A 16,485-nucleotide genomic window follows, 5' to 3' on the forward strand; every position below is an offset into this window, starting at 1 on the left:
AAGATAATGAGCGTTTCTAATTTAACGATTCACGACGAAACAACAATTGACTTTGATACCATTCATTTTAGTCCAGAGAATAAAAATTCTTTAACGCGTTTACTTAAAGAATTTAAGCATATTGATGCGTTAAGCAAGTACGATTTAGCGGCAGATAACAAAATTTTATTGTACGGCCACACCGGTTGCGGAAAAACAACAACAGCAAAAGCCATTGCTAAACACATTAACAAAAAAATCTATATTTTAGATTTAAGTACGATTGTATCAGCAAGATTAGGTGAGACGCCGAAAAATGTAGCCACTGTGTTTAAAAAAGCGGCGCAAGAAAAAGCGGTGTTATTTATTGACGAATTTGATTATTTAGGCACATCGCGAAGCCTTAACCAAAAAGACTCTGCCGAAATGCAGCGTCTGGTAAATAGCATTATTCAGCTTATTGATTATTACCCAAAAGACGCGCTTTTAATTGCAGCCACTAATTATAGTAATGCTATCGATTCGGCATTGTTACGTCGTTTTCAGCTTAAACTAAAATTCGAACTCCCTACCAAAGAAGAGCTAAACACTTATTACGATAGTTTATTGGAACACTTCCCAAAAGAATACCATCAGTTTTCTAGAGCCTACGACATTTCTTATGCTGAAGCAAAAGACCGATTACATCAGGCTATAAAAGCACAAATTATTAATGAAGAAGAGCAGAAACTACTATAATCCACGCTTTATAGATCATAAAAAAAGCAATCTCGTAAAAATAAGGCCGCTTTTTTTAATTTGTATACCATAGTAAATTACACCTTTGCTGTCGTAAACTCAGCTTCAAAAAGCATTGCAAAGTGTTTTATTAATTTTTCTTTGACTTCGTCTTCGTTAACGGTTAGTTTTCCTAATTCTACATTAAGAGAAGTCACGGCTTTTCCGCGAATGCCACAAGGAATAATATTATCGAAATAGCCCAAATTAGCATTTACGTTTAAGGCAAAACCGTGCATTGTTACCCAGCGACTCGCACGTACACCCATTGCGCAAATTTTTCTAGCAAACGGCGTCCCAACATCTAGCCACACGCCAGTTTCTCCAGGGCTACGTTCGGCTTTTAATCCGTACTCGTCGAGAGTAAGAATTATCATTTCTTCTAAAAAGCGTAAATATTTATGTATGTCGGTAAAGAAATTATCCAAATCCAAAATAGGGTAACCAACAATTTGTCCGGGTCCATGATACGTAATATCACCACCACGATTAATTTTATAAAACGCGGCTCCTTTTTCTTTTAGCTGATCTTCATTAAGCAATAAGTTGGACACATCTCCACTTTTACCCAAGGTGTAAACATGCGGATGTTCAACAAAAAGAAAATAGTTATTGGTTTCCAAACTTGCATCTTCTCTTCTGTTTCTAATTTTAATATCTAAAATCCCTTTAAATAATTCCTCTTGGTAATTCCAAGTATCTTTAAAATCTTTAGACCCTAAATCCTGTAGTTCGATGTGCTTATTCATAGACTACAAAATTACAAATTAATTACTGAAGCTCTTAATGTTACTAAGTGAAAGTAGTTTAAAAAAAGGTAGAGAATACTATTATGATAAGTTAAGCTAGAATTACTAATTGAAAGACGTCGTAATTTTTTTAAAAGTTTAGTAAAAACTGCCCTTATTATAAAGACCTACCTATTTGGGTTATTTAAAATCACTAAAGCGGCAACAATGCCAGGCACCCAGCCACAGAGCCATAATAAAAACACAATTAATATAGAACCACAGCCTTTATCTAAAACGGCTAACGGCGGACAAATTATTGACAATAATACTCTCCAAAACCCCATAACTTTGATTTATTTTTTTGATTTGATTTGATTTGATTGACGATAGAAAAATTTACATATCCTATAACACTACATAAGACGGTTATTAAATCTTTTTGTTACACTTAACGTTAGCGCTTACTCTTTCGATTTTAATTTTATTATTAACTATTCATTATGAGGTCTTAGTTAAGCAGTTATGGAAGCGCTCTCTTTTTTTATCGGGAAGCAACTTGTGTACGCGTAACTAGAATGGTATCCAAAAAATAATTTTAATTGCAGTGTAATAATCTTATCTTTGCAGGCTTAATTACACACAAATTTAACTATGTCACAATTATCTGAGCAAGAGCTCGTACGAAGAGAAAAACTTGCCAAATTACGCGAGTTAGGAATCAACCCTTATCCAGCCGATTTATTTCCTGTTTCTGAGACTTCAAAGCAAGTCAAACAGGATTTTGAAAACGGTAAAAAGGTGGTTATTGCAGGACGTTTAATGTCTCGTCGTATTCAAGGTAATGCAAGTTTTGCCGAACTTCAAGATAGCGAAGGCAGAATTCAAGTATACTTTAATCGTGACAAAATTTGTGCTGGAGATGATAAAAGTCAATACAACGATGTTTATAAAAAATTACTAGATATTGGTGATTTTATTGGTATTGAAGGTGAGCTTTTCACAACGAAAGTAGGTGAAAAAACAGTGATGGTAAAAGAATTTAAATTGCTTAGTAAAGCATTAAAACCATTACCATTACCAAAAATTGATTCGGATGGGAATGCACACGATGCCTTTATTGACCCTGAATTGCGTTACCGCCGTCGCTATGCCGATTTAGTGGTAAACCCTCACGTTAAAGAAGTATTTATTAAACGTACAAGGTTGTTTAATGCTATGCGTAACTTTTTTAACGAATCTGGATATTTCGAGGTAGAAACTCCTGTTTTACAACCTATTCCAGGTGGTGCTGCAGCGAGACCATTTATTACACACCATAATAGTTTAGATATTCCGTTATATATGCGTATCGCTAACGAATTATACCTAAAACGTTTAATTGTTGGTGGTTTTGATGGTGTCTACGAGTTTTCTAAAAACTTTAGAAACGAAGGAATGGATAAAACCCATAATCCGGAGTTTACAGCGATGGAAATCTATGTGGCTTATAAGGACTACAATTGGATGATGGATTTTTGCGAAAAACTTCTAGAACATTGTGCAATTGCTGTTAACGGAACGAGTGAAGCGACTTTTGGCGAGCATAAAATTAGTTTTAAAGCGCCTTACGCACGTGTAACTATGGCCGATTCTATTAAGCATTTTACAGGTTTTGATATTACGAATAAATCCGAAGACGAGATCCGCGAAGCTGCAAAAAGTATGGGTATTGCAGTAGATGCTACTATGGGTAAAGGAAAATTAATTGATGAAATTTTCGGCGAAAAATGTGAAGGTAATTATATCCAACCTACCTTTATTACCGATTACCCGAAAGAAATGAGCCCACTATGTAAGGAACACAGAGACAATCCTGAATTAACCGAGCGTTTTGAATTAATGGTTTGTGGTAAAGAAATTGCCAATGCGTACTCTGAGCTTAATGACCCGATTGACCAACGTGAACGTTTTGAGCACCAATTAAAACTAGCGCAAAAAGGAGATGATGAAGCTACCGAATTTATTGACGAAGACTTTTTACGTGCTTTAGAATATGGTATGCCTCCAACCTCTGGAATGGGGATTGGAATGGACCGTTTAATTATGTATTTAACAAATAACCAATCTATTCAAGAGGTGCTTTTCTTTCCGCAAATGCGACCAGAGAAAAAAGCAATTCCAATGGGTGACGATGAAAAAGCAGTGTTCGCTATTTTAAAGAAACAATCGCCAGTAGATTTAAATATACTTAAAGCCGATTCTGGCTTGAGTAATAAAAAATGGGATAAGACCATTAAAGGATTAACGAAATTAGGTGTAGCAAAAGTCGAAAAAACAGACGATGGTTTGTTTGTCGAGCTAGTTTAAACCTCAATATAGTTTAATATAAAACAGCGTTACTTTTAATAAAGTAACGCTGTTTCTGGTTAAACATAAACCGCACAAAAAAGCTTCAAGTAGACCTCGAAGCTTTCATAAAATTTGAAACATATCCTGTTATAACACTTATAAGCCTAAAGTTTCAATCCCTTGTTCGAAAATTACATCCACAGGAATACCTGCTTCGCTTAAACGATCTAAATCACTTTGAAGTTCTTCTGGAATCTCTCCGTATTTACTTACAAAAGCCCCAACACCATCGTAATCGCCTTCTCCTTGGTAGGTTAAAATCACTTTCGATAATTCTTTCATTGCGACTTCCATTTTATCAAATTGTACGGCGTATGTTCCATCTTCATTTCTAGAAAATGATCCCATTTCTTTAAAGAAATTAAAACGAATCATATTTGCTTTTCCGTGCGCACTAGACGCGCCAAAACGCACAGATCTAAAAATACCAGCCATAAACGTAACCATATTATCTTTTAAATCTTCTTTAAGCTCACCTTTAGCGTGCAGTTGTTGCACCATATATAATCCTAAAACATCTGCTTTACCTTCTTCCAGTGCACTTGCGTATTCCTTTAAAGAGGTACGAACTGTTCCTTTATTATTAATGGTGTTTTTAATACCTAAACCGTGTGCGACTTCATGGAACATTGTATTTGCAAAAAAAGCATTAAAAGTAACGTGCTTACGTTGGTCTTCGGTAATTAGCACATCGGTAATTGGTAATAATATTTTATCAAATTTTGCCTGCATTGCATTTTTTAATTGCAAGCGGCGTGTTCCTTTTTTAAGTTGTACCTCTTCATCATTTGGTAAGTTAATCGCGATCGTTTTACTTCCAGAATTACAGTCACCCGCATAAAACACAACATCGTAAGCATTTAAATCGCTATCGGTTCCTGGCTCTTCTTGTTTGTATTTATCGGCAACAGGTAATCCTTTTTGCAATTCTGGTAAAAAGCGACTGAACCTTGCCAAACGCTCGCTCCATTCTTGATCTTTAATTAAAACATAACCTTCGTGAGCCGCTTTATTCCCGAATAATTGATCTTCGTATGTTTCAATGGGCCCAATAACAATATCCAACGTATTATTTTTCATTTCCATCCAAGCAAAATCACTCGCTTGGTATTCGTCATTTAATACTGCCGCGGCCCGCAACTCTAAGTACTTTTTAAATCCGGCGTCGTCTGCTAATTCCGCTGCCTCTAATAATAAACTTGAAACTTCTTTTACTTCAGCTTCAAATTTCTGGTGATAAGGAATCGTGAATAATTTCCCACTCTCGTCACGACGTACAAAATTGTATAAACCCGATTTATTTTCTAACGTTGCATTTTCAAATTCTTCCTTTGTCATATCTTGCGGATAGTAATTAGCGCCTTTGGGTTTTTCACCTACACCGTCAACAAACGGTTTATTATTTGCTAAGCGATCCCAAGGGCCATAATTAATAGACGCGTATTTTTTCGTGTCGTTATCTTCAATAGAATTTAATAAAGCATCACAATCACCATACGCTTCGTACCAGAAAAGAGCATTCATTTTATCGGCAGCCTTAATTAAAATAGGTAGCATTTTACGCTCGTTTTCGGTAAGACCACTCAAATCTGTGGTTAGTTTCACACTAACATATTTGTTTAAGTTAACTTGCATTTCTGTTTGTTCAGTTTCAATTTCTACCATAGGTGTGGTTTTTTCAACCTCATTTTTACAAGACCATAAGGCTACAAGGCTTAAAACTAGAGTTAATCCTTTTTTCATAATACGTATTTTAGATTTACGTAAAGATAAAGTATTTAGAAGAGACGCTAAACTGTAAAAAAGAAGTTATATTTACGCATACTATTAAACCTTAAATTCGCTTAATAGTCTTAAAAACAACTAACAACACTATATTAACGATTCGCTTACGCGATAATAAACACTTAAAAACGATGAAAAAATTAGTATTAATTGCCATTGCATTGGTAACATTCCAGATGAATGCACAAAATGAAAAAGCTGAAAAATTTAACAATAGTAGCGTTGAAGAAATTGCAGAAATGCAAACAGCACGTTTAACGAAAGCATTAACTTTAAATGAAGCACAACAAAAAAGAATAAGTATTCTTTCGCTTCAAAATGCAAATTTAGAAAAAGAAATGATGGCTGCTCGCAATAATAAATCACTTTCTAAAGGCGAGCGTAAGAAAATTCAAAATAAACGTCACGCGCTTAAAAACGAAAGAGACAATCATATGAAATCAATTTTAACTGCTGAGCAATACACAAAATGGTCGTCCATTAAAGAAGAACAGAATAAAAGAGAAGACAAATTAAATAAAAGAAGAGCACAATAGCTATTAACTCTTAAAAAGGTGATGCATTTACTCACTTTAAGTCAACAATAATAAGACGCAGCATAATTAATCTGCGTCTTTTTTATTTGCGAATATTATGTAAATAGCTTTCCTTTGGATAATTAATGAATAATACTTGAAAAAATGAAAAAAATAATTACTTTTTGCTTCTTTGCTTTTGCGCTCGTTTTAGGAACTCAAAACGCAGTTGCTCAGAACAAACTTGAGATTAACAAAGTGGCTAACGAAAAGGCATACGAGTTAAGAAAAGAATTAAAATTTTCTGATGATGCATTGGAAGAAACCTATCAAGCTTATCGAGAAAAAGCGCTTAAAGAATATTCTTTAGCGAAGCACGACGGTGTTAACACTCCTGCGTATGCGAAAAATATGGCTACTGTTGAAGCAAAATTTTCGGCTACAATGGAAAGTGTATTAACAGAAGAACAATATAAAAGATTTACAATCATTAACGAGTCTAAGTAACCAGCGTTAGTAATATAATCTTAAAAAGTATAAGTTATTTAGTCCTGAATAATCGCTACAGAGTAATAAAGGATTAAATTTAATATTTAAAGCTGAACAATGACTCCATTGTTCAGCTTTTTTGATTTATAAGTTTTCATTTCTATTTTACATTGTTTGTGCATTTGATTTGGAGTCAACATATGATTTGATAAATGAGGTCTTTCTTGATTATAAATTTTGATTGATTCATTAATGATTTGTTTCTTTATTTTTAGGTTTACCTCATATTTAGCGATATTAAATTCTTGCTTTAAAATTCCATTGATTCTTTCTGCTACTGCATTTTCGTAAGGATCATATTTTTCTGTCATACTGGTTTTGATTCCATTTTGCTCAAGTAATTCTTGGTAATCATTTTAGCAATATTGTAAACCTCTATCTGAATGATGAATTAAGGGGTGTTTTTTATAGCCATACCTAATGCTTGAAATGAACCTTCAACAGATAAACTATTGGACACGTTAAACCTCTACAATTTTCTTGGAATAAGCATCCGTAATTAACGCTAAATAACTTGGGGTTTCTCGCCTTCCAACATAAGTAATATCACTACCCCAAACTTGTTCTTGTTTATTAATCTTTAGGTTACAAACTTTATTTTTATGCTTTCTAAATCTATGGTGTGAGTCTGTTGTAATATGATATGATTTCCTTGGAATAATTAATAAATGATTGGCTTTAAGTATTCTAAAGAGCTTATCCTTTCCTGTTTTTATCTTTTTTAAATCCTCTTCTAACAAATAATATAGTTTTCTTGTACCTAAACGTGGCATCTTCATTCTTAATACACAAACCAAATCGATGACTTGTTGTGCTAAATTTTGCTTACGCAGTTTTGATTTTTTAGTTCGGTAATACACCTGTCTATTTACCCCAAGTAATCCGCAAGTAGAAACTATTTTTTCTTTGGTTTGCTCTCGGTACTGATCGATAACTTGGGTGTGTAATTTTTTCTTATTTGAATATCATACTCTCTTTCAGCCATATCAACCAACATATCAAAAATAATAACCTTTTTGTCTGCTCGTTCTGCTAAATGTTCCGCTCTAGCTTTTTGTTTTTCTAACAACTTAACTTTTGCTTCTAGCTCAAGTATTCTTTGTTCAGGTATTTTAGACATAGTAACGGGTGTTTGATTTTCCCAATCAAAATTACCCTATTTTTTTAACCATTTAGTTACAGTGGAGTCACTTTGAATACCATATTTGGTCTGTGCTTGACTTTTTGTAAGAAGTCCTTGTTCAACTTCTTGAATAATTTGTAGTTTAAAATAAAGTGAGTAATCTTTTTGGGTACGCTTTACGTGCCCAGTGTTTTCTATACGTTTCATTACACTATTGTTTTAGTGTATCGCTATTTCAGAACGGGACAAGACATAAAAAAAAGCGATTGTACATTTACAATCGCTTTTTTTTATGTCTATCTAATATCTATTCAAAAACGGCGTTACACGCTGCAATGGTTTTATCTAAATCTTTATAGGATAAAGCATCACTTAAAAACCACGTCTCGAAAGCACTTGGCGCGATATAAACACCATTATTTAACATGCCATGAAAAAACATTTTAAATGTTTCGTTATTTCCTTTTGCTGCTGTTTCAAAATCAATGACTTCAGTTTCATCAAAATGCACAGAAATCATAGACCCTACTCTATTTATAGTATGAGTAATATTTCGATTTACCAATACTTCAGATAAACCTTTGTGTAAATATTCAGTTTTTTCAGCCAAACGATTAAAAATCTCTTTATCGTTATTTAATTCTGTTAACATAGCTAACCCTGCTGCCATTGCTAAGGGGTTCCCGCTTAATGTTCCTGCTTGATACACGGGGCCTAGAGGCGACAAGTGGTTCATAATTGCATTATTTGCGGCAAAAGCACCAACTGGTAAGCCGCCACCAATAACTTTTCCGAAGCATAGAATATCGGCTTTTACATTATACAGTTCTTGAGCACCACCTTTGGCCAATCTGAAACCGGTCATCACCTCATCAAAAACTAACAAGATGTCATTGGCATCACATAAAGCTCTTAATTGTTGCAGGAAATTGTTTTTTGGCGGAATACACCCCATATTTCCGGCAACAGGCTCTATAATAATACACGCTATTTCTCCTTTATTTGCTTCGATTAATGCTTCAACATTTCCTATATCGTTGTACTTTGCTAGTAACGTATCTTTTGCTGTTCCTGCGGTTACACCTGGACTATTCGGACTCCCGAAAGTCACAGCACCACTTCCTGCTTGTATTAAAAACGAATCACTATGTCCGTGGTAGCAACCAGCAAACTTTATAATTTTATCTTTCCCGGTATACCCTCTTGCCAAGCGCACTGCACTCATACAGGCTTCTGTTCCTGAATTTACAAAACGGATTTTATCTATGTTTGGCACCATTGAAACTGCTAATTCTGCAATCTGAGTTTCTATTTCGGTTGGCATCCCAAAGGAGGTTCCTTTTCTCGCTTTTTCGATTACTGCATTAACAACCGGTTCGTAAGCGTGACCCAAAATCATAGGACCCCAAGAATTTATGTAATCGATTAATGTGTTGCCATCTTCATCGTATAGGTAAGCCCCTTTTGCCTCTTTTACAAAAATAGGCGTTCCTCCTACCGCTTTAAATGCTCGAACTGGAGAATTCACACCTCCAGGAATAACTTGCTCTGCTTTTGCAAACAAAGCACTACTACGTTTATAAATCATAAAATATTTTACTCTTTTATAATGGTTTAATATATAAAATTTGACCTATCGCTAATTCGTTCGATCTAAGGCCATTTAAATCTTGAAGTGCTTTCACCGACATGTTATAAGTTCTCGATAATGAATATAAGGTATCGCCAGCCACTACCGTATGTTTGGTGTCGTCTTGTACCAAGCGTTTTGGTTCTTTTCCTAAAACTTCTAAATCGTAATGATACAATTGGTAACGTTCTATTAAGCTAATTAGTTTTGCTGGATACTTTCTGTCTGTTGCATAACCTGCCGCTTTTAGTCCTTTGGCCCACGCCTCGTAATCGTCTATTGGTAGATTAAAAAGGGTAGAGTAACGTTTTCTTTCTTTTAAGAATAATGAATGATCTCTAAAAGAATATTTAGAGTGTTTATATTTTCTGAAACATTCTTGCGCTGCATCATCATCGTGATAAATTTTATCGCCCGTCCACTCACGGTGACATTTAATACCAAAATGATTATTTGCCTCAACCGATAAACGTCCGTTTCCAGAACCCGACTCTAAAATACCTTGCGCCAATGTTATACTAGCAGGAATGCCATAATCTCTCATTTCATCTTTCGCAATACCGCTATAGTTTGCAATATACGCTTCCGTTGCAGTAGCATACACTTTAGTCGCCGACTTTACTTCTCCCCTGTCTTTAGGGGCAGCAATAATTACATTCTCTCCCGTATTCGTTTTAGGTTGTCGTATAACGCGTTCTGTTTTATTTTTAGATTTACTGGTAACCACCTTTTTACGCGATCCACAACTTAAAACGAGCATACTTAAACATATAATGGTAACTATTTTTTTCATTAATTTTATTGTATTAACGGTAATTCTTTTTGTTTTAAAATAGCGTTCATTCCTGCTATACCTTGTAATCCTCCGGTATGAATTGCTAAAATCTTCGTTCCTTTAGCAAAATATCCTTTTTTTATTAAATCTGAAATTCCAAATAACATCTTTCCCGTGTAAATAGGATCTAAAGGAATATCATTTTGCGCTTTAAACTGGTTTATAAACGTTATCAACTCAGGTTTTATTTTAGCATAGCCCCCAAAATGATAATCGGTAATTAATTCCCAATTTTTACGATTTGCAAATTTACTAATATCCTCTTGTAAAAAGCTTCCTTTTAATGCCGAAAAACCTAAAATTTTCTGATTAGGGTTAGAACTGTTAATTAACCCAGAGATTGTACCTCCCGTTCCAACAGATGCGCACACCACATCGAAACTTTTATCTCCTTCACTTAAGATCTCCTCACAGCCCTTAACAGCTAAATCGTTAGTACCGCCTTCGGGTACGGCATAAAACGAACCGAATTCATTCTCTAAAGCATTTAAAAACTCCGGATTGCTTTTATCTCTAAATTGTTCGCGACTTACAAATTTTAAATGCATTCCGCAACGTTTAGCATACTCCAACGTTTCATTGTGTACCGTTTTCTTGGCAAGCTCTTCACCTCTTATAATTCCTATGGTCTTTAATCCGGCTGATTTTCCGGCGGCAGCGGTTGCAATAATATGATTAGAAAAAGCTCCTCCAAAAGTTAAAAGTGTCCCGTCGTTATTCTCTTTAGCAAATGCGACATTGTACTTTAATTTCCTGTATTTATTTCCAGAAATAATAGGGTGTATAGCATCCTCGCGTTTAAGATAGACCTCCACATCTTCATTATGCCGTAAAATAACGCGTTCGTTTATGCTGTTTTCTAAGTTAAAAATCATAGCTACGAATATACTTTAAAAATTGCCAAAACGAACGTGTTTTTAAATAGTTTAGGTTAGACTCATTCGCATAAGCCTCTCTTTCAAATGAAATATTCTTATACGCTTTGTGGGTGTTTTTATACTGAATATATCTGCAAATAAATTCAATACCATAAACAATATAAAAAAGAAGAAGGCACAACTCGAGTTGCTGTTTTAAATGAATTTTCTCGTGATTAATTAAAACAGCGTCGTCTTTTAAAACTTTCGACTTTAAAAACACAAACGGATACATCGTTAAACCAGAATAGCCTTTAGGCACTAAATATTTAGAAAATAATATCACTTTTAAAAGCGTTCAAAAACCACTCCAATTTACATTATATTTGTAACATATGAAGAAATTTATACCAATTGAAGAGGGTGATTATTACCTAACACCCGAAGGTTATAAGTGTTTTACAGAACAATACCACTTAAAAAGAGGGTATTGCTGCCAAAGCGGATGTAGACATTGCCCTTATGGTTTCAATAAAAAAACAAATACAAAAACCACATAATTCCGAAGCATTAGCCTATAAAAAACAATGCCTTTCGTTAACTCTTTAATTAGTAGGAATGTACCGTCACTACTGATTACAAAAACATATTAAAATGACTTTTAAAGCGCAAATTCTAGAAGGTATTCCAGATCAATTACCTAACAAAAAACCTTACGAAACCGAAATCAATCACGCACCAAAGCGTAAAACCATTCTATCTCCCGAAGAAGAAAAATTAGCATTAAGAAATGCATTGCGTTATTTCGATAAAAAACACCATAACACTTTAATTAATGAGTTTAAGCACGAACTTGATACTTATGGTCGTATTTATATGTATCGTTTGCGTCCGGATTATAAAATGTACGCCCGCCCTATTAGCGACTATCCAGCACAATCGAAACAGGCTGCAGCGATTATGTTAATGATTCAAAATAATTTAGATAATGCCGTTGCGCAACATCCGCATGAATTAATCACTTATGGGGGTAACGGTGGTGTGTTTTCAAATTGGGCGCAATACCGTTTAACATTGAAGTATTTAGCCGAAATGAACGACGAGCAGACACTAGTTATGTATTCTGGGCACCCTATGGGATTATTCCCCTCGCATAAAGAAGCACCAAGAGTCGTCGTGACTAACGGAATGATGGTTCCTAATTATTCAAAACCGGACGATTGGGAAAAATTTAATGCGTTAGGCGTTACGCAATACGGACAAATGACTGCTGGAAGCTATATGTATATTGGGCCACAAGGTATTGTGCACGGCACCACTATTACGGTTTTAAACGCTTTTAGAAAAATTAATAAAACGCCAAAAGGAAATCTATTTGTAACCTCTGGCTTAGGAGGTATGTCTGGAGCGCAACCAAAAGCAGGCAATATTGCAGGTTGTATTACGGTGTGTGCCGAAGTAAATCCTAAAATAACCCAGGTACGTTTAGATCAAGGATGGATCGATGAAAAAATTACCGATTTAGATGAGTTAGTGGCACGCGTTGAAAAAGCAAAGGCCGAAAAACAAACCGTTTCTATCGCGTATTTAGGAAATATTGTAGAGGTGTGGCAAAAATTTGATGAGGCGAATGTCCACATCGATTTAGGAAGCGATCAAACCTCACTTCATAATCCTTGGGCTGGTGGTTATTACCCTATGGGCTTATCCTTTGAAGAAGCCAATCAAATGATGTCCAAAGATCCAGAGGCCTTTAAAAAGAAAGTTCAAGAAACGTTATGCCTTCACACGGACGCTATAAATAAGCATACGGCAAAGGGCACGTATTTCTTCGATTATGGTAACGCCTTCTTATTGGAAGCCTCGCGCGCAGGAGCAGATATTATGGCCGAAAACGGAATCGACTTTAAATATTCAAGTTACGTACAAGATATTATGGGGCCCATGTGTTTCGATTATGGCTTTGGCCCTTTTCGCTGGGTGTGTGCTTCTGGAAAACCTGAAGATTTAGCTAAAACAGACACCATTGCCTGTGAGGTTTTAGAAGAGATAAAACGTCATTCTCCGGAAGAAATACAACAGCAAATGAGCGATAATATTCAATGGATTAAAGGCGCTCAAGCTAATAAATTGGTTGTTGGCTCTCAGGCTAGAATATTATATGCCGATGCAGAAGGTCGTGCAAAAATAGCCGAAGCCTTTAACCAAGCAATTGCAAAAGGAGACATCGAGACCGTTATATTAGGTCGCGATCATCATGATGTTTCAGGTACGGACTCCCCATATCGTGAAACCTCAAACATTTATGACGGCTCACGGTTTACGGCAGATATGGCCATACAAAATGTAATTGGCGATAGCTTTCGCGGCGCAACTTGGGTAAGTATACACAACGGTGGCGGCGTTGGCTGGGGCGAAGTTATAAATGGTGGATTTGGTATGGTTATTGATGGTACTAAAGAAGCGTCAAAGCGCTTAAAATCAATGCTCTTCTGGGATGTTAACAACGGGATTTCTAGACGTAGTTGGGCAAGAAACGAAGGCGCTGTTTTCGCAATAAAACGCGCTATGGAAATGGAACCTAATTTAAAAGTAACCTTACCTAATTTAGTAGATGATGAAATTATAGACGCTTTATAATTACTAACATAAAAATTGAAAAAGATGAAATTAATAAAAACACTACCTGTATTACTACTTCTTTTAGTAGTTGCTTCGTGTAGTTCGGTGCGGGTGCAGTCGGATTACGATAAGAATGCTAATTTTAGTACTTACAAAACCTTTGCTTTCTTTAAAACAGGAATCGATAAGGCCGAAATTAGCGACATAGACAAACGTAGAATTCTAAGAGCCATAGAATCGGAAATGATGGCAAAAGGGTTTACAAAATCGGAAACGCCAGATCTTCTCGTTAGTATTTTTACAAAATCACGCCAAGAAGTTAACGTGTATAACAACGGAGGTTACGGAATGTACGGTTACGGCTGGGGCTGGAGTCCTTATTATAACCGCAATACAGTGAGTACTTCTATGCAAGGTAGTTTGTATATTGATTTAATCGATGCCAATAAAAAAGAACTTATTTGGCAAGGTAAAGGTTCAGGGTATTTAAACACCTCGGGAAATATCGATGAAAAAGAAGCACGAATTAATGAATTCGTTTTTGAAATCTTATCGAAGTATCCGCCGGAAGCTAAAAAATAAATTTTAAAAAAGCGATTCAATTTTAAAAATTGAATCGCTTTTTTCTTTACTCTTAGACGCTACTAATCGTCCGTTTTTATTTTTATTTTAGTCTCTTCGCCGTCTTCTTTAATTTTCACCTTTTTATCTTCAGTTTCCATTTTTATTTTAGTGTCTTCGCCATCTGTTTTAATTTTGATTTCAGCGCCCTCATTTTTCATTTCTTCAATCAACTCTTCTTTTTGAGATTTTTCATCTCTACAAGATGTAAATGCAACGGTCATAAAACTTATGGCTAAAGCCGTGTAAATCAATTTTCTCATTTTAAATATGTTTAATTAGTTTAAGTTAAATATACTAATTAATTGTAAACCAAATACATTAAGGGAAATAAACTGTAGCGTGACCATTTGCAACCAACCACAAGTTAACATCTACTCCTTCTAAAATAATAGTTGCTAGATAACGACCATACTTACCCTGCTTATCTTTATAGGAAATAATTTCAACTTCTTTATCCAAAATCATTTCTCTTAAAATGTCTCTTACTTTTTTGCCTTCAATTTTTTCAGCTCCTCTAACTTCTGGCGTATCGATACCGTACAAACGTAATTTCATTTGCTGAAAATGTAAAAAACCTAAATCTACAACAGCAGTCTCCGTATCGCCATCGTAAACAGCAATAATTTTTGCTTTATAATTATACATCTCATCCTGTTTTATGGTATTAATTTACAACTATTTAATAATTACAGACTTAAAATAAAATTATTATCACATCTATTGAACTCTTATATTTGTAAAATATGGACAACAACAAACCTCTTTTAAGAATTAGTGATATCGCCGAAAAACTAAACGTTTCCCTAAAAACAGTAAGAAGACATATACATTCGGGCAAATTACAATCGACAAAAATTGGTGGTGTTCATCGTATTTCTGAAGCGGACTATCTTCAATTTTTAAACACTTTTAAATCGGAAACCATAGAGAAGCAAGGCGCTGAAAAACAGCCAAAGCACCTAAAATCTAAAAAAACAGATACTATTAATTGGACTGATATTAGTGATTTATGGGATACCCCGAAAGCTACACAGCTCACCTCAGCAGATTTATTTAGTGGCACTGGCGGAATGGCTCTAGGTTTCCAGCTAGCTGGTTTTACTCCTCTTTGTGGACTTGATTGGTTTAAGGAAGCTGGGGAATCGTATCGTAAAAACTTGAAACATCCTCATATTGAAGGTGATATTACGAGTAACGCCATAAAAAAAGAATTTATTTACACCGTTAAACAACAACTTAACGGCAAACCATTAACGGTCCTTTCTGGCGGATTTCCTTGTCAAGGATTTAGTATGTCGGGTAGTCGCATTGTAGAAGATGAGCGCAATTCGTTGTACAAAGATATGTTAGATATTATTTCAGAATTAAATCCGGAGTATATTGTTGCAGAAAACGTAAAAGGACTGCGCTCAATGCTAAAAGGCAAAGTTGAAAATAAAATAATTAAAGATATTGAAGCTTTAGGCTACAACGTAAATGTTACCGTTTTAAATGCTGCCGACTATTATGTCCCGCAAAAAAGAGAACGTATCATTTTTATCGCTAATAAAATTAATAAAACTAATTATCACCCTGCACCGTTATTGGAACCTGCCACTTATATCACCACAAAAGAAGCCATAAAAGATTTAATTAAGGTGAAAGACAACCCCTCTATAAATCATGTTCGCACTAAACATCGCGAGGATATGAAAACGCGCTTGGCAGCCGTACCCGAAGGTAAAAGTTTATACGATAATTATAGTGACTCGTGGAAAAAATGCTCGTGGAATGAAGCGAGTTGCACTATTAAAGAAAATCATGGCGGTGTCAATATTCACCCTATCGAACCGCGTGTAATAACGGTTCGAGAAATGGCACGACTACAATCGTTCCCCGATTGGTTTATTTTTGAAGGCTCGAAATCCAAGCAAATGGTACAAATAGGGAATGCCGTACCGCCACTTTTAGCAAAGGCGATTGGATTAGCCATTCGAAAATCGTATGACGAAAAATAGGGCCTAATAACCGTTTCACTTTAAAGCATAAAAAAAGAGAAGCCCTAGAACTTCTCTTTTTTAATAGTATTTT

General features: G+C 35.2%; 21 protein-coding genes. 8 read left to right on the forward strand and 13 right to left on the reverse strand.

Annotated elements, in window-relative coordinates; genetic code table 11:
• Window positions 1-6: 6 nt before the first annotated feature.
• Window positions 7-717 carry an AAA family ATPase gene (locus ES676_RS11040; RefSeq protein WP_148370392.1) on the forward strand — a complete coding sequence of 237 codons (711 nt, stop codon included), beginning with the start codon at window positions 7-9 and terminating at the stop codon, window positions 715-717.
• Between the two features lie 77 nt (window positions 718-794).
• On the opposite strand, the gene lipB is transcribed toward ES676_RS11040, so the two are convergent.
• Window positions 795-1,505, reverse strand: coding sequence for a lipoyl(octanoyl) transferase LipB (gene lipB / locus ES676_RS11045; protein ID WP_148370393.1), 711 nt, complete (start codon window positions 1,503-1,505; stop codon window positions 795-797).
• 167 nt (window positions 1,506-1,672) lie between these two features.
• A complete protein-coding gene (locus tag ES676_RS11050; protein ID WP_148370394.1) occupies window positions 1,673-1,831 on the reverse strand; it encodes a YqaE/Pmp3 family membrane protein in 159 nt (52 codons plus the stop codon).
• 307 nt (window positions 1,832-2,138) lie between these two features.
• Here ES676_RS11050 and lysS point away from each other — a divergent pair, with 307 nt between their 5' ends.
• Window positions 2,139-3,833: a lysine--tRNA ligase gene (lysS, locus tag ES676_RS11055; RefSeq protein WP_148370395.1), complete on the forward strand. Its 1,695-nt coding sequence runs from the start codon at window positions 2,139-2,141 to the stop codon at window positions 3,831-3,833.
• Between the two features lie 138 nt (window positions 3,834-3,971).
• Here lysS and ES676_RS11060 read toward each other — a convergent pair whose 3' ends face one another.
• A complete protein-coding gene (locus ES676_RS11060; protein WP_148370396.1) occupies window positions 3,972-5,618 on the reverse strand; it encodes a dipeptidyl-peptidase 3 family protein in 1,647 nt (548 codons plus the stop codon).
• A 173-nt stretch (window positions 5,619-5,791) separates the two neighbouring features.
• Between ES676_RS11060 and ES676_RS11065 the strand changes: the two genes are divergently transcribed.
• On the forward strand, window positions 5,792-6,196 hold the full coding sequence (locus ES676_RS11065) for a hypothetical protein (protein ID WP_148370397.1): 405 nt from the start codon (window positions 5,792-5,794) through the stop codon (window positions 6,194-6,196).
• 144 nt (window positions 6,197-6,340) lie between these two features.
• On the forward strand, window positions 6,341-6,682 hold the full coding sequence (locus ES676_RS11070) for a hypothetical protein (protein WP_148370398.1): 342 nt from the start codon (window positions 6,341-6,343) through the stop codon (window positions 6,680-6,682).
• A gap of 86 nt (window positions 6,683-6,768) precedes the next feature.
• On the opposite strand, the gene ES676_RS14945 is transcribed toward ES676_RS11070, so the two are convergent.
• From ES676_RS14945 to ES676_RS11095, 8 genes are all read right to left on the reverse strand, one after another.
• Window positions 6,769-7,047 (reverse strand): integrase core domain-containing protein, encoded by a 279-nt coding sequence (locus ES676_RS14945; RefSeq protein ID WP_262712306.1) that lies wholly within the window; start codon window positions 7,045-7,047, stop codon window positions 6,769-6,771.
• 138 nt (window positions 7,048-7,185) lie between these two features.
• On the reverse strand, window positions 7,186-7,503 hold the full coding sequence (locus tag ES676_RS14950; RefSeq protein ID WP_215731644.1) for a hypothetical protein: 318 nt from the start codon (window positions 7,501-7,503) through the stop codon (window positions 7,186-7,188).
• A gap of 116 nt (window positions 7,504-7,619) precedes the next feature.
• Window positions 7,620-7,844: a hypothetical protein gene (locus ES676_RS14955; protein WP_211357884.1), complete on the reverse strand. Its 225-nt coding sequence runs from the start codon at window positions 7,842-7,844 to the stop codon at window positions 7,620-7,622.
• A gap of 36 nt (window positions 7,845-7,880) precedes the next feature.
• Entirely contained in the window at window positions 7,881-8,054 is a 174-nt protein-coding gene (locus ES676_RS14960) for a transposase (protein ID WP_211357883.1), read from the reverse strand.
• Between the two features lie 100 nt (window positions 8,055-8,154).
• Window positions 8,155-9,435 (reverse strand): glutamate-1-semialdehyde 2,1-aminomutase, encoded by a 1,281-nt coding sequence (gene hemL / locus ES676_RS11080; RefSeq protein WP_148370399.1) that lies wholly within the window; start codon window positions 9,433-9,435, stop codon window positions 8,155-8,157.
• 16 nt (window positions 9,436-9,451) lie between these two features.
• The gene (locus ES676_RS11085) at window positions 9,452-10,270 is read right to left on the reverse strand and encodes a glucosaminidase domain-containing protein (protein WP_148370400.1); all 819 of its coding nucleotides are present in this window, start codon (window positions 10,268-10,270) and stop codon (window positions 9,452-9,454) included.
• A gap of 5 nt (window positions 10,271-10,275) precedes the next feature.
• Window positions 10,276-11,187, reverse strand: coding sequence for a 1-aminocyclopropane-1-carboxylate deaminase/D-cysteine desulfhydrase (locus ES676_RS11090; protein ID WP_148370401.1), 912 nt, complete (start codon window positions 11,185-11,187; stop codon window positions 10,276-10,278).
• Window positions 11,177-11,515: a hypothetical protein gene (locus ES676_RS11095; protein ID WP_148370402.1), complete on the reverse strand. Its 339-nt coding sequence runs from the start codon at window positions 11,513-11,515 to the stop codon at window positions 11,177-11,179. The genes ES676_RS11090 and ES676_RS11095 overlap by 11 nt, the downstream gene beginning before the upstream one ends.
• Window positions 11,516-11,564: 49 nt before the next feature.
• On the opposite strand from ES676_RS11095, the gene ES676_RS14735 reads away from it, so the two are divergent.
• The 3 genes from ES676_RS14735 (at window position 11,565) to ES676_RS11105 (ending at window position 14,373) form a co-directional block, all read left to right on the forward strand.
• Complete coding sequence (locus ES676_RS14735; RefSeq protein WP_170234451.1) at window positions 11,565-11,729, forward strand: DUF5522 domain-containing protein; 165 nt, start codon at window positions 11,565-11,567, stop codon at window positions 11,727-11,729.
• Window positions 11,730-11,823: 94 nt separating this feature from the next.
• A complete protein-coding gene (locus ES676_RS11100) occupies window positions 11,824-13,809 on the forward strand; it encodes a urocanate hydratase (RefSeq protein WP_148370403.1) in 1,986 nt (661 codons plus the stop codon).
• Between the two features lie 24 nt (window positions 13,810-13,833).
• Window positions 13,834-14,373 (forward strand): DUF4136 domain-containing protein, encoded by a 540-nt coding sequence (locus ES676_RS11105; RefSeq protein ID WP_148370404.1) that lies wholly within the window; start codon window positions 13,834-13,836, stop codon window positions 14,371-14,373.
• A gap of 62 nt (window positions 14,374-14,435) precedes the next feature.
• Here the strand turns inward: ES676_RS11105 and ES676_RS11110 are convergent, their stop codons facing one another.
• Together ES676_RS11110 and ES676_RS11115 are read right to left on the reverse strand one after the other, a co-directional pair.
• A complete protein-coding gene (locus tag ES676_RS11110) occupies window positions 14,436-14,675 on the reverse strand; it encodes a hypothetical protein (protein WP_148370405.1) in 240 nt (79 codons plus the stop codon).
• A 58-nt stretch (window positions 14,676-14,733) separates the two neighbouring features.
• Window positions 14,734-15,060 (reverse strand): thermonuclease family protein, encoded by a 327-nt coding sequence (locus ES676_RS11115; protein ID WP_211357882.1) that lies wholly within the window; start codon window positions 15,058-15,060, stop codon window positions 14,734-14,736.
• A gap of 98 nt (window positions 15,061-15,158) precedes the next feature.
• On the opposite strand from ES676_RS11115, the gene ES676_RS11120 reads away from it, so the two are divergent.
• On the forward strand, window positions 15,159-16,412 hold the full coding sequence (locus ES676_RS11120; RefSeq protein WP_148370406.1) for a DNA cytosine methyltransferase: 1,254 nt from the start codon (window positions 15,159-15,161) through the stop codon (window positions 16,410-16,412).
• The last annotated feature ends 73 nt before the right edge of the window (window positions 16,413-16,485 follow it).

Source organism: Bizionia saleffrena, from assembly GCF_008086175.1.
Taxonomy (GTDB): domain Bacteria; phylum Bacteroidota; class Bacteroidia; order Flavobacteriales; family Flavobacteriaceae; genus Bizionia; species Bizionia saleffrena.